Here is a 20,318-nt window from a genome sequence, read left to right as displayed (position 1 = left end):
ACGCGCACTCGCGCGGGGCCATCGCCAAACTCGGCGCCGAATTCGAGGGACTGCTGCGCAAGCACCGTCGCCGGCGAGACGGCAGCTGGCGGACCACCGCGTTGTTCTCCATGACGGACGACGACTGGCCGCTCGCCCGCGCTCGCCTCGAGGCGCGGGTCGCCGACAGTTCCGCACAACCCTGAACACCGGGCGAGGACCACGACCGTGCACGCCGCGCTGAGCAGGCTCGCCGCCCCCGCCGGGGTGGCGGCCCTGTCCGCGTGCGTGTGCGCCGCCGTGGTGTGGGCCGACCCCACCACGCCGGGCGGACCGATCCCGCCGTGCCCCACCCGCGCGCTGTTCGGGCTCTGGTGCCCCGGCTGCGGTTCGTCCCGCATGTTGTATTCGCTTCTGCATCTGGATGTTCCGTCGGCGCTGCGGTACAACGCCGTCGGTGTGCTCGCGGTGGTGGTTCTGCTGTGGTCGTTCGCGGTGTGGACCGTGGGACGGGCCCGCGACCGCCGCTACGTCCAGTGGTACCAGTGGCGACGGTCCCCACAGATCGTGCTGGTGATCGTCTTGTGCTGGTTCGTGATTCGCAACATCCCCGCGGAACCGTTCTCGTCCCTCCGGATTTGATCACCGGCCGGCGCAGGGATTCCGGTAGGGGATACCAGGAAGGAACCGTTCCCACTCCTCCTCTGTGATCGCGGATCCGGCGTTCTCACACACCCGGTCCGTCGCGGCCTCGGTGTCGGGGGTCCACAGTCGCACCAGCCGGTCCGGTCCCCCCCGGCGAGGATCTCACCGTCGTGCGCCCACGTGGCATCGTTGACCCGTGTCCCGGACGCGGACAGTACGGCGTAGGCCGCAGGGTGTTCCGCATCCTGCACATCCCAGAGCCATGCCGCGCCACCGCCGACCCCGGCGGCGAGCCGATCGCCGGACGGTGAGAACTGCAGCGAATACACCGCATCCGCCGGCCCCGTGATCCGAGCCCGATCGCGCGGCGCAGTGCGATCGGTGACGTCCCACAACCGGATGCTGCGATCGGCGCTGCCCGCGGCGAGCGTCGCACCGTCGGGCGTGAATGCGACCGCCTGCGCCTGACTGTCGAATCCACCGACGGTCGACAGCAGGGTCGGTTCCGACGACCCGGCGGTCGCCCACAGTTCGACCTCGCCGTCCGCGGTCGGCACCGCCAGGGTGCAGTCCGGGGCGAACGCCATCATCTGCGGATAGTTTCCGGCCGTGAAGGTGCCGATCGTCCGTGGCGCGTTCCGGTCCGTCACGTCCACCACCGCGACCGTCGCATCGTCCTGCGCGGACACCGCCATCCGGTGCCCCTCGTGATCGAAGGTGACCACGCCGACCATTCCCGCCACCACGGGCGGCGGCGAGGATGGATTCCGGCGCGCTCGCGCCGTTCCCCTTTCCCGGCGTTCTCGCGCCGCACCCCGTTTCGGCTTCCTCCGGAAGGAGCTCCATGACTGCGCCCCAACCCGTGACCCGGATCCGTTCATCCCTGGTACGTCGACCGCTGCTGAGCGCCCGCGAGGTGGAGGTGTTGCTGACCTGGCTGTCGTCGGATTCGAAATCTCGCGCGGCGCAGGAGTTGTTCGTCTCGGAATCGACGCTCGACACCCACATCACGCGGATCCGTTCGAAGTACGCGTCGGTGGGACGCAGCGCCCCCACCAAGGCCGCGTTGTTCGCGCGGGCCCTGCAGGACGGTCTGACGACGCTCGACGAGTGGTAGCCGACTACAACTCGTCGAGGGTGACGAGGCCGTCCTGCAGGGCCCGAGCGGTGAGCGCGGCCTTGGTACCGGCATTCCGGCCCACCGCGGCGTATTTCTCCCGTATCCGGGCCAGATGCGTGTTGACGGTGGCGACGGAGATGAACAGCTCGGCGGCGACTTCGGTCTTCGAATCGGATCGGAGCCAGCCGCGGAGAACCTCGACTTCACGAGGGGACAGCGACGGGCGGGTCGGTTCGGGGTTTACGGCAGCAACCGACCACGAAACATCAGCTGACACGGGATCCTCCTCGATCGGCCCACCGCCGCAGGTCCCCCGACCTTCCGAAAAGTGATGCTCGGGATAATAACGGTTACGGACCGACGAGGCCGTCCGACGACTGCAAGGGAATCGTCACAGAGCGCAAACGTAACGTCGCGCCGACGTCATGCCACGCGCAGGGATTTCAACGCCGCGTGCTGTTCCAGCCGGACCCGGCCGGGGCTGATGCTCAACACCGCCGCGGTCTGTTCGGGATCCAGCCCGACGATCGTGCGCATGATCAGCACTTCCCGGCGCAACTGCACCGCCGTGTCCGTGGATACCGAATCGACGGCACGGGATGCGATCTCGTAGACGAGAGTGGCGAAGTTCCGATTCGCACCCGTGGGGGAGGAGAGTTCGGCGAGCACGGTCCGGCATGCGTCGAGAGCGATCCGGTCGGCTTCGGCGAAGGGGATACCACCGTCGTGGGCCCGGGCGCGGCAATAGCCCACCACCCGCGGGTGCAGCACACGCAACAAGGCCGGGATCGCGGACGAGTCGCCGCGGGCAACAGCCCACGCGAGTTCACACGGAACCGATCCGGTCGTCGCCTGCCCCGACGAGCCGCGGTGATTCGCAGCCACAGCGCCTCCTCACGTCCCCGTCGAGACTAGGTCGAGGCACCGACAGTCCGCGTCGTCCCATCGGATGACTTCGTGGGTGATTCGCGGCCGTCCCGGGGGCGCAGCACCTTCGGCCACCAGCGCGGGAAGTCGTCCGGGGCCTGATCGACGACCCCACCGATCGGGTCGTCGACGAACCCGTAACGCACGAGATCCTCGGCGGGTCTCCGGATCTGCCGGATCACCGCGACGCACAGCGCCAGCACCGCCAGGTCCCGGATCAGGACGGTGACGGTGAACCACTGTTCGGGCAGTCCCTTCTCCGCAGGACCGAGGTAGTAGTACATGCGCGGCACCCACACGAGCGCATCGATCGTCATCCACGCGAGCAGCGCCCGGCGATGAGGCAGCGCGAGCACCGCGAGCGGCACCAGCCACAGCGAATACTGCGGACTCCACACCTTGTTGGTGAGCAGGAACGCCGCGACCACGAGGAAACACAACTGAGCCAGCCGGGGCCGGCGCGCGGCGGTCAGGGCGAGCCATGCGATCGCCGCGCACGCGGCCGCGAACAACAGCAGCGACACCAGGTTCGACGTCTCCGGATCCCACCCGGACCACGTGGTGAGGGAACGCACCACGTTGTAGATCGAATCGGGATCGACGCCGCGTTCGGTGTTGAGACGGAAGAACTCGGCCCATCCGCGCGGGAACAGCAGCATGATCGGCAGATTCACGACCAGCCACGCCGCCGCGGCCGCCGCCGCGGTCCGGCCGAAGGCACGCATCTTGCCCGCGCGCAGACACAGCAGGAACAGCGGGCCCAGCAGCAGCAGCGGATACAGCTTCGTGGCGCCGCCGAGTCCGAGGAGAACGCCGGCCAGGACCGGCCGGCGGCGTGCCCAGGCGAGCAGTCCACCGGCGGCGCACGCGGTGGCGAGTGCGTCGAAGTTGGTGAACGCGTGCACGATCACCAGCGGGGATGCCGCGACGAGCGCGGCATCCCAGATCCGGCGGCCGGCGGACAGCGCGGTCGCCCACACCGTCACGAGCCACGCCATGGCCGAGCCGAGCGCGACGACGTTGAAGTAGATCGCCACCTGCAGGCCGCCGGGCAGCCACGACGCGGAATCCCACGCCTTCGCGATCCGCATCGACACGTACTGGTACAGCCCGGCGACCACCGGGTATTCCATGTAGCGGACCTGCGTGCCGCCGTCCGGTGCGGGTTCCTCCCAGGACGTCGCGTACGGGAACGCGCCCTCGTTGAGGCGTTCGGCGCCGTACAGCGGCACGACATCCGAGTAGCACATCGCGACGTACTGGCGGTTGCCACGCCAGTCGAGTCCCAGTTCACCGTTCGGTCCGATCGGCGCCTGCTGGATGCAGGCGGCCTTGGTGAACCAGCCGAAGGACAGGAACACCACGGCCAGAAGCAGCAGCACCCGCAGCGGGGTGAAGAAGCGGGTGCGGCCGAGCAGCGCGTACCGGCCGACCGGCCCACCGATCGCGGTGGACAGGCGCGACACCATCGGATCGTTCCATCCGGGAGTGTCGCGCCAGTCCGCCGAGCGGAGGTCGGGTGCGAGCGGTGCCGGCGACACGACCCTCGTCTTCGCGCCCGCTGGCCTGCCGGTCGCCTCCTTGTCGCTCACGGAGGCGAGGTTACCTGCCTGGTACTGCTCCGCCGGGTTGCTGCCGGCCGGCCTGTCCGCCCGGTGCCGGAACCGCTTCCTCCACGGACGGTTCCGTTCCCTGCTCGTCGCCCGAATCCTCCTCGGTTCCGAAACCTGGTGAGTCCTCTTCCGGGGTCGTCTCCGTCTCCCGGCCGGGCCGCTGCGGAGTGGTGGTCGGCTGTTGCGCCACCCCCGGCAGCTGAATGGTCACGCCCGGCAGGATCTCGACGTCCCGCGTCGTGATCTCGGGGATCTCCGGCAACGACGGAATCGTGCGGCTCGTCTCCGGGGCCTTGGTGGTCGTCGGCACGGCCGTGACCTCGGCCGTGAAGGCGGGCACACCGGACACGCCGGCGATGGCGCCCGGGGTCGGGAACTTCTCGACGTCCGTGCCCTCGAGAGCGCCGTCCATCGTCGCCTTCCAGATGTCGGAGGGCAGACCGGAACCGTAGATCATGCCGCCCCAGCTGTTCTCGAGCGGCAGGCCCTGTTCGGTGCCGACCCACACCGCCGTCGACAGCGACGGGGTGTACCCGACCATCCAGGCGTCCTTGTTGGAACCGGTGTCACCGAGCTGCGCGGTGCCCGTCTTCGCCGCCGACGGACGTCCGCCCGCGAGAGCGTGCCCGTTGGAGTACGCGGCGATCGGCTGCATGGCGGCGGTGGTGTTGTCGGCGACCGCGTCGTCTACGACCTTCTCACCGGTGGGTGAGCCGCGGTCGAGCAGCACGCTGCCGTCGGCGGTGACGACCTTCTGCACGAAGTACGGCTCGTGGTAGGTGCCGGACGCGGCGAGGGTCGCGTACGCGGAGGCCATGTCGATGACGCGGGACTGGTACTGGCCGAGGACGATGCCGTAGTTCGGGCCGGCGCCGTCCGGTTCCGTGAGGGTTTCCCCGACACCGGGGATCTCCTTGGGGATGCCGAGCTTGTGCGCCATGTCCGCGATGGCCTGCGGGCCGTTGTCCATCGACAGCATCATCCGGTAGAAGCTGGTGTTCAGCGACCGCTTCAACGCCTCGGCGATGGTGCACTGGCCGCACTGCTCACCCTCGACGTTGCCGATCTTGATGCCGTTCACGGTGAGCGGGCCGCTGTCGTAGGTCGTCGACAGGGGCTTGCCCTGCTCCAGGTTCGCGGCCAGGCCGAACACCTTGAACGACGAACCGGTCTGCAGGCCGGACTGTGCGAAGTCGAACCCGATGCCGCTATCGCCGCCGTAGTACGCGCGGACGGCACCGGTGTGCGGGTCGACGGACACGACGGCGGTGCGCAGTTCCTCCGGTTCGCCCTCCATCGTCGAGCGGACCGCGTCCAGGGCCGCTTCCTGTGCCTGCGGGTCGATGGTCGTGGTGATCTCGAGGCCCTCGGTGTTGAGGAGCTTCTCGTCGATGCCTTCCGCGGACAGCTCCTGCAGCACCTGGTTCTTCAGGAGTCCTTCGGGACCCGAGGATTCGTCTCCGTTGTCCAGTTCGGCGAGCGGCACGTACGCGGGATACTTCATGCCGGCGCGATCCTGGGCGTTGAGGGTTCCGGCCGTCACCATGCCGTCGAGCACGTAGTTCCAGCGAGCCTCGGCGCCCTCCGGGTTCTGCTCCGGGTCCAGCAGCGACGGCAGCTGGATCGACGACGCCAGCACCGCACCTTCCTCGACGGTCAGCGCGCCGACCGGCTTGCCGAAGTAGGCGTTGGACGCCGCGGCGATGCCGTACGCACCGCGACCGAAGTAGATGGTGTTCAGATAGGCGGCGAGGATGTCGTCCTTCGACCACTGGTTGGCCATCTTCGACGACAGCACCAGTTCCTTCATCTTTCGGGTGAGCGTGCGCTCCGACCCGACGAGGGCGGTCTTGACGTACTGCTGGGTGATGGTCGAGCCACCACCCGCGCTCTCACGGCCCAGGATGTTGTCGCGAGCCGCGCGCGCGAAGCCGGTGACCGAGAAGCCCGGGTTGGTGTAGAAGTCGCGGTCCTCGGCGGCGAGCACGGCGTTGCGGACGTGCTCGGGGATCTCGTCGAGCCGGACCTCGGTGCGGTTTCCTTCGGGCGGGATCACCTTCGTGATGACCGTCGAGCCGTCGGACGCGTAGATCGTGGCGACCTGATTGGTTTTGAGGTCACCGGGCCGGGGCACGTCCTGGACGACATAGGCGACCATGAACGTGAGAATCGGAACGATCAGGCCGAGCGCGACCGCCACGTAACCGATGCGCCGGATGGTGCGCCACCGGGACGACTTGCCGCCCTTGCCGCCGCCGTCGCCGCCGCCGCGGGCGGTCGGGGGCGGAGTCGGCGGACGTCCACCCGGCGGGGTACCTGCGGGGCGTGACGGAGGCTGCCGGTTGGCGGCCACGGCCTGCCGGGCCTGATCCTGCGGGATCCGTACGGTCGGGTCGGCCTGAGGCCGGCCGCCGGCCGGCTGCTGGGGACCCGTCTGTGCACGGTTCGGCGGCGCGGCGGCGAACTGCTGGGGACGCTGCTGCGGCATCGGTCCGCTGCGCGGGTTCTGTTGGGGCATAGGTCCGCTGCGGGGGTTCTGCTGGGGAACCGGTCCGCTGCGCGGATTCTGCTGCGGAATCGGCCCGCTCCGCGGAGACTGCTGGGGACGCTGAGGCCCCTGCGGATATTGGGGGCCCTGCGGTTGCTGCGGGCCCTGCTGCTGTGGTTGCTGCGGATTCCGGGGCATCGGGTTCCGCATCGGCGGCGGTCCCGGCGGGCCCCCGGCGCGCGGGCCGGGCTGTCCCTGCTGACCCGGCCGGCCCTGCTGCCCCGGATAGGGCTGCGGAGGGTACGGCCGGCCCTGGCCGGGCTGCGGCGGCAGCGGCCGGTCCTGGGCGGATCCCCCGACCGGTCCCGGTCCCGGGACCCGCTGCTGGCGCGGATCGGCAGGGCCGGTCCGGCGCGGCGGGGTGGGCCGATCGACCTGTGGATCGTTGTCAGGGGAATTCACGTACTCATCTCCAACTGGTTGCGCGGACGCGGTACGACACGTCCTCGTTTCACGCCGGTGGGCACCCGACAACATCGTCGGGCCTCAACGGACAGCGTTACGTTCAGGCAGCGTTCGATCACGGGACCGGGCGTCCTCGTTCACTCGCTCGCGGTGCGACGGCTCTGCCCCGTCGACCGGCGTCGCGGCCGCGGCGGCGCAGGCTCGGCGCCGACGACATAGGACTGGACCAAATGGTTCCAACTGCAGGTGCGGCACACCTCGACCACGTGGACCGAGAACGCCTCCTGGCTGGCTGCCAGGCGGTCGAGTTCCTCGGCGGTGCGGGCGGAACCGGACACCTGGCCCAGTTTCTCGCCGAACACCCACGAAACGAGTGTGAGCTGCTCTTTCCTGCAGATCGGGCAGACGACTTCGCTGCCCTTCCCGTGGAACTTCGCGGCACGCAGCAGATAGGGACTGGCGTCGCAGACCTCCGCGACGCCCCGTCGTCCCGAGTAGACCTCGGCGAGCAGCGACCGTCGCTGCAACGCGTAGTCCACCACCTGCCGCTGTGTTCGCACGCGTTCCAGAGTACGTGCGGGTGCTGTCGAAGTGGTCGGGGTGTGTGCTGCGTGACGGTTTCCCCGCGATCGTTCGGGACGAATTACTCTGCACCGGTGTCCACCCGACAGACGCCGCAGACCCGGGCCCGCGACATCGATCGCGTGAACACGTGCGCCCGGCTGGACCAGGCCTACGCCGACGGTCAGCTCGACGCATCCGAGCACCGCGAGTTCGTGGCCCGGGCCCAGTCCGCGAAGACACTGCGTGAACTCGCCGACCTGGTCCGCGACCTGCAACCACCGGTGGAATCCGTCGAGGTCACCCCTCCTGCGGCCCGCTCGGGGCGTGGCCGGAAATCGGCCTGGGTCGTCGCGGCCGCAGCCGTCGCGGTCACCGTCGCCGTCGTGGTGTCGAACGGGAGCGATTCCCCCGAATCCGGATCGCCGGCGCCTGCGGGCGAGGCCGCGCCGGCCGATCCCCCAGGTCCGGCCGAATCGAGCGCGGTTGCGGCCGTCGAGCCCGTGCGCCCGCTCCGGCCCGGCGGCTTCCAGCGCGTCGTCGACAGCTACCGCGCGGAGTTCGGCGACACCATCGCGTACGAGGTCATCCTGTATCCCGAACGGGCGGCGGCGGGTCGTGCACTGCCCGAGGCTCCCGACCGCATCGTGCCCTACACGTTCAAGGGTGGCTGGGAGCGGACGAACGTGCCGGCGTCGTCGCGTTTCCCCGGCTTTCGCGATTTCGATGCCGCCCTGGTCGATGCTGCGGCCCTGGACGACCTGATCGCCCGGGCCCCGGGATTGCTGGGCGCGCCGGAGGGCGTGGTGACCCACGTCATCATCCGGGACGACGGCACGCCCACGACCAACATCTACGTCGACTACCGCAACGACCTGGGAAACGGGTATCTGAAGGCCGGTTTCGACGGATCCGTCCTGCGCGAATACCGCTGACTCCGCGTCGGCGCGACCGCTCGATCCGCGCGGCGACCGCGGCGCCGGTCGGGTTCCCGCACGCCTCGAACAGGCCGGTCCCCCCGACACATGTGGCAAACCTATCGGCGCGGAGTATCGTCGTATATATCGGTGCGATATAGTTCCGCGTCGTATCAAGTCGGTTTTGTCGGATCGGGAGAGTCGAGGAGGTAACCCCTGTGCTCGAACTGGCAATCCTCGGGCTGCTTCTCGAGTCCCCGATGCACGGTTACGAGCTACGCAAACGTCTGACCGGACTACTGGGCGCCTTCCGCGCCTTCTCCTACGGTTCCCTCTATCCGACGCTGCGCCGCATGCAGGCGGACGGCCTCATCGAGGAGGACTCCGGAGTTCCCGGCACCGTCAGGCGGGCCCGTCGCGTGTACCAATTGACGGACGCCGGTCGGGAACGTTTTTCCGAACTGGTCGCCGACACGGGACCGCAGAACTACACCGACGACGGATTCGGCGTGCACCTCGCCTTCTTCAGCCGCACTCCCGCCGAAGCGCGGATGCGGATTCTCGAGGGCAGGCGCCGCCAGGTCGAGGAGCGCAGAGAAGGGCTCCGCGACGCAATCGGACGGGCAAGCGGCACTCTCGACCGCTACACCCGTCAGCTCCACCAGCTCGGTCTCGAATCCAGCGAACGCGAAGTCCGCTGGCTCAACGAACTGATCGCCGCCGAGCAGTCGACAGCACCCAGCAAGAAAGAAGGAGAACCCGACCATGGGTGAGAACAACACCTCGGTGCGCGTGGCCATTGTGGGCGTGGGGAACTGTGCCTCGTCCCTGGTCCAGGGCGTGCAGTACTACAAGGACGCGGACGAGACCTCGACCGTTCCCGGCCTGATGCATGTGAAGTTCGGTTCCTACCACGTGCGCGACGTCAAGTTCGTCGCCGCGTTCGACGTGGATGCCAAGAAGGTCGGCTTCGACCTGTCCGAGGCGATCCTGGCCTCGGAGAACAACACCATCAAGATCGCCGACGTCCCGCCGCTCGACGTCCCCGTCCAGCGCGGCCCGACCCTCGATGGCATCGGCAAGTACTACGCGCAGACCATCGAGCTGTCCGACGCCGAGCCCGTCGACGTCGTCCAGGCTCTCAAGGACGCGCAGGTGGATGTTCTCGTCTCCTACCTCCCGGTGGGCTCCGAGGAAGCCGACAAGTTCTACGCCCAGTGCGCCATCGACGCCGGGGTCGCGTTCGTCAACGCGCTGCCCGTGTTCATCGCTTCCGACCCGGAGTGGGCCGAGAAGTTCAAGGCGGCCGGTGTTCCGATCGTCGGCGACGACATCAAGAGCCAGGTCGGCGCGACCATCACCCACCGCGTGATGGCCAAGCTGTTCGAGGACCGCGGTGTCGTGCTGGATCGCACCTACCAGCTGAACGTCGGCGGCAACATGGACTTCAAGAACATGCTCGAGCGTGAGCGTCTGGAGTCGAAGAAGGTTTCCAAGACCCAGGCCGTGACCTCGAACCTCAACGGCCCGCTGGCCGGCAAGGTCCACGACCGCAACGTCCACATCGGCCCCTCGGACTACGTGGAGTGGCTCGACGACCGCAAGTGGGCGTACGTCCGCCTCGAGGGTCGCGCGTTCGGTGACGCCCCGCTGAACCTCGAGTACAAGCTCGAGGTCTGGGACTCGCCGAACTCCGCCGGCATCATCATCGACGCCATCCGCGCCGCGAAGATCGCCAAGGACCGCGGCCTCGGTGGCCCGATCCTCCCGGCCTCGGCGTACCTGATGAAGTCCCCGCCGGTCCAGATGGCCGACGACAAGGCTCGCGCCGAGCTCGAGGCCTTCATCATCGAGGCCTGAGTTTCGATTCTCACCCGACGGCGGTGGGTCGGTCCGGATCACTCCGGGCGACCCACCGCCGTCGGCGTGTTCCGGGCCGGGACGGAACGGGACGAACACTCTCTTCCACGAAAGCTCCAGTCGCGGTAGAACACTCGACTAGGCTCGGGCCACCGGCGGTCGGTGGACCCGGTATGCGCCGAAGGAGCGGTCATGGACACCTGGTGGACGGCACTGCAACTGCTCGCACCCGCGTTCTGGCTCGGGTCGGTGTTCGCGATCTCGTTCCTCGAGGCGCCGTTGAAGTTCCGCGCGCCCGGCGTCACGATCCCGATCGGCCTGGGCATCGGGCGCCTGGTGTTCCGGGCGCTCAACATCACCGAAGTGGTGATCCTCGTGGTGCTGTGGATCGCGACCCTCGCCGCCACGGCGGCCCCGACCACCGCGATGTGGTGGCTGCTCGGCACGGCCACGGTGGTGTTGCCGGTGCAGGTGCTCGGGGTGCGGCCGACGCTGACGAGACGGTCGGATCAGGTGCTGGCCGGCGCCGAGCTGCCCCGCTCGCGTGCCCACTACGTGTACGTCGCACTCGAGGTGGTCAAGGTGCTCGCACTGGTTGCGTTGATCGCCGTGAGCACCGACGCGTTGCTGTCGTAACGACGCCGGGCAGCGGCACCGTCGGATCAGAGGCGGGCAGAAGCGTATCCGTGCGCCTCGGCGACCTCGGCGGACAGCAGTTCCCCTCGGTGCGTCGAAAGACCTTCCGCGAGGCCGGGATCCGCCGCTACAGCTTCTTCCCAACCCTTGTCCGCGAGGGCTACGACATAGGGGAGCGTCGCGTTGGTGAGCGCGAAGGTGGAGGTGCGGGGGACCGCGCCCGGCATGTTGGCGACGCAGTAGAACACCGAGTCGTGCACCCGGTAGGTCGGCTCGGCATGCGTCGTGGGCTTCGAGTCCTCGAAGCAACCGCCCTGGTCGATGGCGATGTCGACGAGCACCGATCCCGGCTTCATCCGGGACACCAGGTGATCGGACACCAGCTTCGGAGCCTTCGCACCGGGCACGAGGACCGCGCCGATCACCAGATCCGCCTCGAGGACCGCCTGCTCGAGTTCCAGCGTGTTCGAGACGACGGTCTTGACCTGGCCGCCGTACAGCGCGTCGATCTCACGGAGCCGGGCGACGGACAGGTCGAGGACGGTGACGTCGGCGCGCATTCCGTGTGCGATCGCGATGGCGTTCTTGCCGGAGACACCGGCTCCGATGACGACGACCTTGGCCGGACGCACGCCCGGAACACCACCCATCAGGACGCCGCGGCCACCGCCCTGGCTCATGAGGTGGTACGCACCGGCCTGCGGGGCCAGGCGGCCCGCAACCTCGCTCATCGGCGCGAGCAGGGGCAGCGAACCGTCCGCGGCCGTGACGGTTTCGTAGGCGATGGAGGTGGTTCCCGAGGCGAGGAGCGCGTCGGTGCACTCCTGGGAGGCGGCGAGGTGCAGATAGGTGAACAGCACCTGGTCCCGGCGCAGACGCGAGTACTCCTCGGCGATGGGCTCCTTGACCTTCAGCAGCAGGTCGGCACTCTCCCAGACCTGGTCGGCGTCGGAAAGGATTTGTGCGCCTGCAGCTTTGAAGTCCGCGTCGGCGAACGACGAGCCGACGCCGGCGCCGGTCTCGATGAGCACCTCGTGGCCGCGGTCGACCAGTTCGTGGACGCCGGCGGGGGTGATCGCCACCCGGTACTCGTGGTTCTTGATCTCGCGGGGGATACCTACTCGCATGTGAAGCTCCGATGATGGGGGGTCGCGTCGGCGGCGTTGCCGGACTGCGTGGGATTGTCGGACTGTGTGATGGAGAGCGTCGGGAAGGTGATCGCTCACCGAAAATGTTGAAGAAACTGCACAATCAGCACAAGAGATCCGAACATAATTCTCTAGAATCGGGATATGCCTGTCGACAATTCGAAGAACCCGGCCGTCGGGGACGCTCGATCGAACGATGTTCGGCCGGGCGTCACGATCGACGCCGTCGACCGGATCATCCTCGACGAGCTCTCACGGAATGCGCGAATACCCAACAACGCCCTGGCCGCTGCCGCCGGTATCGCCCCGTCGACCTGCCTGGGCCGTGTGCGGTCGCTCATCGAGCGGGGAGTGATCCGCGGTTTCCACGCCGAAATCGATCCCGCGGCCCTGGGACGGGACCTTCAGGCGATGATCGCGGTCCGTGTCCTGCCCGGCGCACGCCGACATCTCGGACAACTCGCCGAACAGCTCAACGATCTCGACGAAGTCCTCAACGTCTACTTCCTCGCCGGTGCCGACGACTATCTCATCCACGTCGCCACCTCGAACACGGACGCGCTGAGGCGCTTCGTCGAGCACCTCAGCGCAAACCCCGCCGTCGCCTCCACCGAGACCAGCCTGATCTTCGAGCACGTACGGCCGAGCCCGCGATCGGAGAATGCCCCGTCGCCCGACGCACCGGGGCGGTGACAGGATCGATCGGATCCCGTCACCGCCCCGGGTGGTCTCGGACTCGTCAGGCCATGCGCCGCACGACCGCCGACGGCAGCACCTTCATCGCGTAGGCGATCGGCGTCCACGGCCACGCCGGGACGTACGCCTTGGCCGGTTCCTTCTCGATGGCGGCAGCCAGTGCCCGGCAACCGGTTTCGGTGTCGACGATGAACGGCACCTTCTTCACCTTCTCGTTGATCTCCGACCGGATGAAGCCGGGGAAGATCGCGCTGACGTCGATACCGGTCTGCGCGAGGTCCGCGCGCATGCCTTCGCCGAGCGACGCCACCGCCGCCTTCGACGCCGCGTAGGTGGTGAGGTTGCGGGGCATGCCGCGCACCGCACTCACCGACGAGATGAGCACCAGGTGGCCGGCATTGCGCGGCCGGAACAGTTCGAGCGCCGCCTCGCTCTGGGCCAGCGCCCCCAGGAAGTTCGTGCGGGCGGTCGCGACGTTCGCGTGGAAGTAGCCCGTGCCCAACGGTTGTCCCTTGCCGAGACCGGCGTTGACGACGACCCGGTCCAGACCGCCGAGCTCGTCGTCGAACTCCCGGAAGACGCGGAAGACGTCGTCGTGCACGTCCACGTCGAGCGTGCGGATCGCGACGGTGATCTGCGGGTGTGCGGCGAGTAGTTCGTCGCGCAGTTCCTCGAGCCTGTCGGTGCGGCGGGCAGCCAGCGCCAGATTGCGCCCGCGCGCGGCGAATTCACGTGCCATGCCGCGACCGAGCCCCGAACTGGCGCCCGTGATGAGAATGTTCTTGCGTGTCGTGCCCCTGCCCACTTACTTCCCCTCCGCCTTGTCGATCAGTTCGTTGCAGCGGGCGTCCAGGTAGCCCACGATCATCCAGAAGTTCTCGAACATCGGGTTGGTCGTCTGCCCGTGGTGGAAGCGGTAGTAGATCTGCTGGGCGATCACCGCGAGCCGGAAGACCCCGAAGACTTCGTAGAAGCTCCAGTTGCCGATCGGCAGACCGGTTCGCTCCCTGTAGTATTCGACGATCTCGCGACGGGTGAGCATGCCCGGCAGGTCCGTCGGTTGCAGCTTGGTGGCGAGCATCGTCGGATCGTCGTCGGCCTGCACCCAGTACGCGAGGGTCGACCCGAGATCCATCAGCGGATCGCCGACCGTGGCGAGTTCCCAGTCCAGCACGGCGCGCGGCGTCAGATCGTCGCCGAGAACGATGTTGTCGAGCTTGAAATCACCGTGGATCACCCGGGAAGCGACGTCGGCAGGCTGGTTGTCCGCCAGCCATTTCGTCACGCGCGCGAAGTCGGGGACGTTGTCGGTGCGGACGGCAGCGAACCGCTTGGTCCACCCCTCGACCTGGCGCGCCACATAGCCCGAACCGTGGCTCAGTTCGACGAGACCGGACGCTTCGGTGTCGACGCCGTGCAGCTCGATGAGCAGGTCGATCACGCGCAGGCACAGCTCCCGCGTCTTCTCCGGGGTGAGCCCGAGATCCGCGGACGTCGACCCCGGGCGCACGATGGTGCCCTCGACCCTCTCCATGACGTAGAAGTCGCTGCCGAGCACCGACGGGTCGGTGCACAGCCCGATCATCTTCGGTACGTGCGGATAGACGGGGGCGAGCAACGATTGGATCCGGTACTCCCGGACCATGTCGTGCCCGGACTTCGGCTTTGTGCCGGCCGGTGGACGTCGCAGCACCAGGTCGCGATCGGGATACCGCAGAAGGTAGGTGAGATTGGATGCACCACCGGCGAATTGACGCACCTCGGGAATCCCGGTGATACCGGCGTGTTCGGTGAGCCACGCAGCGACGGCGGCGACGTCGAAGTTGTCCTCGTCGCGAACGGGCCGGGCGTTGTCGGGAAGGCTGCTCACGGGTCCCCCTCAGTTGTACTTGCCGAGTTCGAATCGGGCCACGAGACCCTGGTGCACCTCGTCCGGACCGTCCGCGAGCCGCAGTGCCCGCGCGGCCGTCCAGGCACCTGCGAGCGGGAAGTCCTCGGAAAGCCCTGCACCACCGTGGATCTGGATGGCGAAGTCGACGATCTGCTGGACGACGCGCGGGGTGGCGACCTTGATCTCGGACACCGCCGACCGGGCCCCGGCCAGGCCCTGGGTGTCGAGCAGCCAGGCGGTGTGCAGGACGAGCAGCCGCAGCTGGTTGATGGCGATGCGGGCGTCGGCGATGCGTTCGCGGTTGCCGCCGAGATTGACCAGGGGCTTGCCGAACGAGACCCGCTCGAGGCCGCGGCGGCAGGCGAGTTCGAGGGTGCGTTCGGCGAGACCGATCAGGCGCATGCAGTGGTGGATACGGCCGGGTCCGAGGCGGCCCTGCGCGATCTCGAATCCGCGGCCGGGCCCGGCGATGATCGCGTCCAGCGGCAGGCGCACATCGGTGAACGACACCTCGCCGTGGCCGCTCGGCTCGTCGTAGAAGCCCATCGTGGACAGCATCCGGTCGACCTTCACACCGGGGGTGTCGATCGGCACGAGCACCATCGAATGCCGTTGGTACTTGTGGGCTTCCGGGTCGGTGAGGCCCATGAAGATCAGGACCTTGCAGTCCGGATGCCCGACACCGGTGCTCCACCACTTGCGGCCGTTGAGGACGACCTCGTCGCCCTCGACGGCCGCGGTCGCGGCCATGTTGGTCGCGTCCGACGAGGCGACGGCGGGTTCGGTCATGCAGAACGCGGAGCGGATCTCGCCGTCGAGCAGCGGACGCAGCCAGCGGTCCTTCTGCTCGGCGCTGCCGTAGTGGTAGAGGACCTCCATGTTCCCGGTGTCGGGGGCGGAGCAGTTGAAGACCGCGGACGCGAACTGGGAGCGGCCCATCTCCTCGGCCAGCGGTGCGTATTCGACGTTCGACAGGCCGGCACCGAGCTCGGCGTCCGGGAGGAACAGATTCCAGAGCCCCTGTTCCCTGGCCTTGCGCTGCAGCTCCCGGAATTCGGGCGGCACCGACCAGGTGGCCGCCCCGGAGCTGTCGCCACGCTGCGCGAACGGTGCGACGCGCGCCGCGTGCATCCGCTGTTCGAACGGTTCGACCTCGCTGGCGATGAAGGTTCGCAGACGTTCGAGGTAGTCGCGGGAACGTTCCGACTGTGCGAAATCCATGGGTTCCTCCGTCGAGCTCTAAATGAGCAATGCTCAGTTAGAGTATCGGGGTGACCCCAGCACGACAAGCACCACCGCAGCCCGCACCCCGGCGGCGAATGCCTCCGGAGGAACGCAAGCGGCAACTCGTGGCCATCGGCCTGCAGGAACTCGCCACGCGTCCCATCCACGCGCTGTCCGTCGACCGGGTCGCCGAGATCGCCGGCATCTCCCGCGGCCTGCTCTTCCGCTACTTCCCGACCAAGCAGGACTACTACGCCGCGGTCGTCGGTGCGGCCGCCCGCCGCCTGCTCCGCGCCGCGGTGCCCGACCCCGGCGACGACGACCCGCTGCGCGGCATCGTGCGGGCGTTCGTCTCGTTCATCGACCGGCACGGCCGGAACTACCAGATGCTGTTCCACGGAGCCGGATTCGGTTATGACCCGCAGATCCGGGAGATCCACGAGAACGTCAAGACCACCATGGCCGTACGGATCCTCGACGCCACCGGCACCGAGGCGAGCACCGCCACCACCATGAAAGTGTGCGGCTGGTGGTCGATGGTCGAATCGGTCGCGATCGACCGCACCACCGAACCGTCGATCACGGTCGACGACGTCGTCGACTTCGCCCTCCGCACGCTGCCGGTGGTTCTGACCTGAAGGACCCCTGGTGTCCTGGATCCGGAATTCTGGTGACCCGGACGCTCGAGACGACCCCGAAGAATGCGACGCGCTGGTCGATGCGGGCGATGGCGCAGGAGATGAGTCTGTCGCAGTCGACGGTCTCGCGGATCCGGGGGCCTTCGGTCTCCAGACGAGAGCGAATCCTCAGTCGGCCCGATCACCCGAGATGGCGGTCTGCGGCGTCTCGAGCCGCGAGGCCGCATCGACGTGCATCGCCCCGGCCGGCGCCGCCTCCTCGGGCGGAGTGGGGCGTGCACCACCGCGCCGGCGCAGGTACCGAGTCTTGAGGTGGTACGCGGCGACGATGACCGCGAACGCAATCAGCGACTGCACCAGTTCGGCGCGGGCACCGGTGAACCACATACCGCCAAGAATCGTGACGATGACGATCGTGACAACGACAGGCAGGACGGGATAGAGCCACACCCGGAACTGCAGGACCTCGGGCGAAATGCGTTCCCAGCGGCGGCGCAGCACAAGTTCGGACAGACAGATCATGATGTACACGATCAGGCAGATCGCACCGGACGACGTGACCAGGTACAAGAAGATCGTGTCGGGCCAGACGTAGGCGGCAACGATGCACACGTATCCGACGAACGTGCACGACAGCACGCCCTTCAGCGGGACACCTCGGGAGTTGACGGCCGTCATCCATGCGGGTGCGTCGCGGTGAGCGCCGAGCACGAACAGCATGCGCGACGCGGTGTAGAGCCCGGAGTTCAGGCACGAGAGCACGGCGACCAGCACCACGAAGTTGAGGATCTCGGCCGCGCCGGGGATACCCAGGACCTCGAGTGCGGACACGAACGGGGATTCACCGACGACGTAGCTGTCCCACGGCAGCATGGTGACGAGCAGGAATGTCGCGCCGACGAAGAAACCGAGGATCCGGAACACGACGGTGCTGGTGGCGCGGCGGATCGCCGCGGCCGGTTCCTTCGACTCGGCCGCGGCGATCGTGACCAGCTCGGCTCCTGTCATCGAGAAGATGACGGCGACCACCCCAACCATGACGGGTGTGAAGCCGTTCGGCAGGAAGCCGCCGTGAGCGGTCAGGTGGCTGAACGACAGGTCGGCCCCTGGCCAGACGCCCAGCACGTAGAGAGACCGGCCAGGACGAGGAACGCGATGATCACCGCGACTTTGATTCCGGCGAACCAGTATTCGGCCTCGCCGAAGTTGCCGACCGACAACAGGTTCACCACCGTCATGATCAACAGTAGACCGGCCGCCATCAGCCACAACGGAAGACCGGGGAACCAGCGGCCGAGCAGTGTAGCCCCGACTACGGCTTCGATTCCGACGACGACCACCCAGAAGTACCAGAACAGCCAGCCTGTGGCGAAGCCCGCCCAGTTGCCCATGGCGTCGCGGGCGTACTCGGTGAACGAGCCGGTGCAAGGCTTGGCGACGGCCATCTCCCCGAGCATCCGCATGACGAGGAAGACGATGAGCCCGCAGATCAGGCAGGTGAGGATAGCGCCGGGGCCGGCCTGGCCGATGATCGCGCTGATGCCCACGAAGAATCCCGCGCCGATCACCCCGCCCATGGACAGCATGGTGAGATGGCGCCTCTTCAGCGCGTGACCCAGGGTGTCGGACCTCTCGGCCGGTGAATCGGTGTGCACGGCACTCCCTTCGAGACCTGGTGTGCGGTGCCGTCGGGTACTGGTTCCCGCGTCCCGGCGGCACTGTCGCTCGGATGGGAGAACCCTACGACCACGATGTGACCCACGACATGTCCGTGATGTACATGGATCGGAGTCACACTCGCCGCCGAGGCGATTGCCGTCGGAGTCAGACGGGCTGCGCCTCGTCCGGCGCCGCCTCGGGTTCCGCCGGCGCTTCAGGTTCCGACGACGCACGACCTGACGCGCGTGCACGCGGGGTGAGCAGTACGTAACTGCCCGCCGCCAGCAGCACCGTCACCGCCGGGGCGAGCTGCGCCCACGTGGTGCTCACTTCCTGCACGGTGAGTCCGATGCCCGCGATGGAGGAGATCAGCCACGCCAGCGCCCCACCGGACGCGGTGCGGGGCATGACACGACCACGATCGCGCAGCACGTAGACCACCGCGATCGCCACCCACGCGGTGATCAGCACGCCCTGCCAGGCAAGGGCCTGCAGCAGATACCCCAGCACGTCGGTGAGCATGAGCAGATAGGCGAGCATCGCGGTGACCACAACCCACACTGCCCGCGGCACGTCGAGGCGCAGTGCCCGGCGGACGAACACCTGCAGATTGGTGGAGGCAAGGTAGAAGTTGGCCGAGTTGATGCGGGTCTGGGACACGATGATCAGTAACACCCCGGCGAAGCCGAGGGAACCGACGACAGCGTCTACCACACCGGTCTCGGTTCCGGCGATGTCCCACGCTCCGAGCAGATAGAGGCCGACAAGTCCATTGACGCCGAAGGTCAGCGCGTAGAACACCCAGCCGAAGGTGACGGTGCCGTGGAAGCCGGCGTCGGTGCGGCGGCCGAGCCTGGCGTAGTCGAAGGTGTACATCATCAGCACCCAGACGCCCATGTAGACGAGATAGACGGTGAGCCATCCCGGAAGCGGACCCGATGCCACCGTGGCGGTCAGCCACCCGGTGGGGTACCCCCGTTTCACGGTCGCTGCCACCACGACGGCCACCATGCCGACAACGTAGAACGGCAGCAGGATCCCGTTGAGCTTGTCGAGCCACGCAGCAACGCCCCCGATCACCACGGGGATCATGTAGACCGTGCACAGCAGGTACCACAGCCTGATGTCGCCGCCGAAGTACTCCTGCAGCGCCACGGCGACGATGGATCCTTCGAACACCCCGTAGTAGAGCGCGGTGGCGGCGAACAGTGCCGGAGCGAGCAGTGAGCCGACGGCGCCGAACATGCGCCGGGACAGCAGCTCGACGGAAAGTCCGGTGCGGATCGCATAGCGGGAGAGCAGCAGATTGACGACGCCGAAGGTGCCGATGGAGGCGGCCATCCCGACCAGGGTTGCCGGCACCCCGACCGCGCCGGCCGAGGCGACCGCGACGTAGAGCCAGAACATGGCACTGAACATGGCCCACCAGGCCATCGTCAGCGACCATCGGGGCAGCCGACCGGATTCGGGCAAATGTTCGTGTTCCACGAAGGAGTCGGGGGCGGAGTCGGTGACATGATCGGACAAAGGGTCTCCTCTCGAGGGGAGGGAATCCGAACCGGCGCAGGGCCCATGACCGCGCAGCACGGGAGGTTCGGCAGGGGTCTTCGGGGGAGTGAAATCGAAAACCGATGTGGGGCAGCGGAATCGCTGCCCCACATCGTGTTCACGACCAGTGCGCGACGGACCGGGTCCGCAGCAGATCGCGGAACTGTGCGGTGGTGGTGGGCAGCAGCTCGCCGGTGCCCCAGTCGACGATCACGCCGTAACGGCGCACGAGGTCGAGCATGGACAGCTCACCGTTGCGGTAGCGGACGGCGACGGATTCGGGGTCCTCGTCGAGCCAGCCCC

General features: G+C 67.9%; 19 protein-coding genes and 3 pseudogenes. 9 read left to right on the top strand and 13 right to left on the bottom strand.

Annotated features, from left to right (window positions below; genetic code table 11):
• Both I0Q12_RS31875 and I0Q12_RS03925 read left to right on the top strand, forming a co-directional pair.
• Window positions 1-185: pseudogene (locus tag I0Q12_RS31875) on the top strand (N-acetyltransferase); the annotation flags it as partial.
• 22 nt (window positions 186-207) lie between these two features.
• Complete coding sequence (locus I0Q12_RS03925) at window positions 208-621, top strand: DUF2752 domain-containing protein (RefSeq protein WP_197250686.1); 414 nt, start codon at window positions 208-210, stop codon at window positions 619-621.
• Here the strand turns inward: I0Q12_RS03925 and I0Q12_RS35050 are convergent.
• A complete protein-coding gene (locus I0Q12_RS35050) occupies window positions 507-1,211 on the bottom strand; it encodes a WD40 repeat domain-containing protein (protein ID WP_368862571.1) in 705 nt (234 codons plus the stop codon). The genes I0Q12_RS03925 and I0Q12_RS35050 overlap by 115 nt on opposite strands.
• Window positions 1,212-1,468: 257 nt before the next feature.
• On the opposite strand from I0Q12_RS35050, the gene I0Q12_RS31870 reads away from it, so the two are divergent.
• Window positions 1,469-1,741 carry a helix-turn-helix transcriptional regulator gene (locus I0Q12_RS31870; RefSeq protein WP_307846013.1) on the top strand — a complete coding sequence of 91 codons (273 nt, stop codon included), beginning with the start codon at window positions 1,469-1,471 and terminating at the stop codon, window positions 1,739-1,741.
• Window positions 1,742-1,745: 4 nt separating this feature from the next.
• Here the strand turns inward: I0Q12_RS31870 and I0Q12_RS03910 are convergent.
• From I0Q12_RS03910 to I0Q12_RS03890, 5 genes and pseudogenes are all read right to left on the bottom strand, one after another.
• Window positions 1,746-1,967, bottom strand: a pseudogene (locus I0Q12_RS03910) (response regulator transcription factor); the annotation flags it as partial.
• Between the two features lie 200 nt (window positions 1,968-2,167).
• Window positions 2,168-2,629: an RNA polymerase subunit sigma-24 gene (locus tag I0Q12_RS03905; RefSeq protein ID WP_197250683.1), complete on the bottom strand. Its 462-nt coding sequence runs from the start codon at window positions 2,627-2,629 to the stop codon at window positions 2,168-2,170.
• Window positions 2,630-2,655: 26 nt separating this feature from the next.
• Window positions 2,656-4,263 (bottom strand): glycosyltransferase 87 family protein, encoded by a 1,608-nt coding sequence (locus tag I0Q12_RS03900; protein WP_307846011.1) that lies wholly within the window; start codon window positions 4,261-4,263, stop codon window positions 2,656-2,658.
• Window positions 4,264-4,273: 10 nt separating this feature from the next.
• The gene (locus I0Q12_RS03895; protein ID WP_231609956.1) at window positions 4,274-6,802 is read right to left on the bottom strand and encodes a transglycosylase domain-containing protein; all 2,529 of its coding nucleotides are present in this window, start codon (window positions 6,800-6,802) and stop codon (window positions 4,274-4,276) included.
• A 572-nt stretch (window positions 6,803-7,374) separates the two neighbouring features.
• Window positions 7,375-7,797 (bottom strand): DUF5318 family protein, encoded by a 423-nt coding sequence (locus tag I0Q12_RS03890; protein ID WP_197250682.1) that lies wholly within the window; start codon window positions 7,795-7,797, stop codon window positions 7,375-7,377.
• Window positions 7,798-7,893: 96 nt separating this feature from the next.
• Between I0Q12_RS03890 and I0Q12_RS03885 the strand changes: the two genes are divergently transcribed.
• The 4 genes from I0Q12_RS03885 (at window position 7,894) to I0Q12_RS03870 (ending at window position 11,211) form a co-directional block, all read left to right on the top strand.
• Window positions 7,894-8,733 carry a DUF1707 domain-containing protein gene (locus I0Q12_RS03885; RefSeq protein ID WP_197250681.1) on the top strand — a complete coding sequence of 280 codons (840 nt, stop codon included), beginning with the start codon at window positions 7,894-7,896 and terminating at the stop codon, window positions 8,731-8,733.
• Window positions 8,734-8,933: 200 nt separating this feature from the next.
• Complete coding sequence (locus tag I0Q12_RS03880) at window positions 8,934-9,488, top strand: PadR family transcriptional regulator (protein ID WP_197250680.1); 555 nt, start codon at window positions 8,934-8,936, stop codon at window positions 9,486-9,488.
• Window positions 9,481-10,575, top strand: a complete 1,095-nt coding sequence (locus tag I0Q12_RS03875) for an inositol-3-phosphate synthase (protein WP_197250679.1) — start codon at window positions 9,481-9,483, stop codon at window positions 10,573-10,575. The genes I0Q12_RS03880 and I0Q12_RS03875 overlap by 8 nt, the downstream gene beginning before the upstream one ends.
• A 192-nt stretch (window positions 10,576-10,767) precedes the next feature.
• Complete coding sequence (locus I0Q12_RS03870) at window positions 10,768-11,211, top strand: hypothetical protein (protein ID WP_197250678.1); 444 nt, start codon at window positions 10,768-10,770, stop codon at window positions 11,209-11,211.
• Between the two features lie 26 nt (window positions 11,212-11,237).
• Here I0Q12_RS03870 and ald read toward each other — a convergent pair whose 3' ends face one another.
• Window positions 11,238-12,338, bottom strand: coding sequence for an alanine dehydrogenase (ald, locus tag I0Q12_RS03865; protein WP_197250677.1), 1,101 nt, complete (start codon window positions 12,336-12,338; stop codon window positions 11,238-11,240).
• 165 nt (window positions 12,339-12,503) lie between these two features.
• Between ald and I0Q12_RS03860 the strand changes: the two genes are divergently transcribed.
• Window positions 12,504-13,052, top strand: coding sequence for an Lrp/AsnC family transcriptional regulator (locus tag I0Q12_RS03860; protein ID WP_197250676.1), 549 nt, complete (start codon window positions 12,504-12,506; stop codon window positions 13,050-13,052).
• A gap of 46 nt (window positions 13,053-13,098) precedes the next feature.
• On the opposite strand, the gene I0Q12_RS03855 is transcribed toward I0Q12_RS03860, so the two are convergent.
• The 3 genes from I0Q12_RS03855 to I0Q12_RS03845 are packed head-to-tail and all read right to left on the bottom strand — an operon-like array spanning window position 13,099 to window position 16,167.
• On the bottom strand, window positions 13,099-13,860 hold the full coding sequence (locus tag I0Q12_RS03855) for an SDR family oxidoreductase (protein WP_197250675.1): 762 nt from the start codon (window positions 13,858-13,860) through the stop codon (window positions 13,099-13,101).
• Window positions 13,861-14,925, bottom strand: coding sequence for a phosphotransferase family protein (locus tag I0Q12_RS03850; RefSeq protein WP_197250674.1), 1,065 nt, complete (start codon window positions 14,923-14,925; stop codon window positions 13,861-13,863). It abuts the gene before it with no gap.
• 9 nt (window positions 14,926-14,934) lie between these two features.
• On the bottom strand, window positions 14,935-16,167 hold the full coding sequence (locus tag I0Q12_RS03845) for an acyl-CoA dehydrogenase family protein (protein WP_197250673.1): 1,233 nt from the start codon (window positions 16,165-16,167) through the stop codon (window positions 14,935-14,937).
• A gap of 98 nt (window positions 16,168-16,265) precedes the next feature.
• Between I0Q12_RS03845 and I0Q12_RS03840 the strand changes: the two genes are divergently transcribed.
• Window positions 16,266-16,808, top strand: coding sequence for a TetR/AcrR family transcriptional regulator (locus tag I0Q12_RS03840; RefSeq protein ID WP_197250750.1), 543 nt, complete (start codon window positions 16,266-16,268; stop codon window positions 16,806-16,808).
• A gap of 168 nt (window positions 16,809-16,976) precedes the next feature.
• Here the strand turns inward: I0Q12_RS03840 and I0Q12_RS35045 are convergent.
• The 3 genes and pseudogenes from I0Q12_RS35045 to I0Q12_RS31850 all read right to left on the bottom strand — a co-directional run.
• Window positions 16,977-18,463 (bottom strand): annotated as a pseudogene (locus I0Q12_RS35045) (amino acid permease).
• Window positions 18,464-18,632: 169 nt separating this feature from the next.
• Window positions 18,633-19,994: a cytosine permease gene (locus I0Q12_RS03830; RefSeq protein ID WP_197250672.1), complete on the bottom strand. Its 1,362-nt coding sequence runs from the start codon at window positions 19,992-19,994 to the stop codon at window positions 18,633-18,635.
• 139 nt (window positions 19,995-20,133) lie between these two features.
• A partial coding sequence (locus tag I0Q12_RS31850; protein WP_231609953.1) for a hypothetical protein occupies window positions 20,134-20,318 on the bottom strand: 185 nt, incomplete at its 5' end.

The organism is Rhodococcus sp. CX (genome assembly GCF_015865005.1).
GTDB lineage: Bacteria > Actinomycetota > Actinomycetes > Mycobacteriales > Mycobacteriaceae > Rhodococcus.
This window is presented reverse-complemented; position numbering and strand designations above follow the sequence as displayed.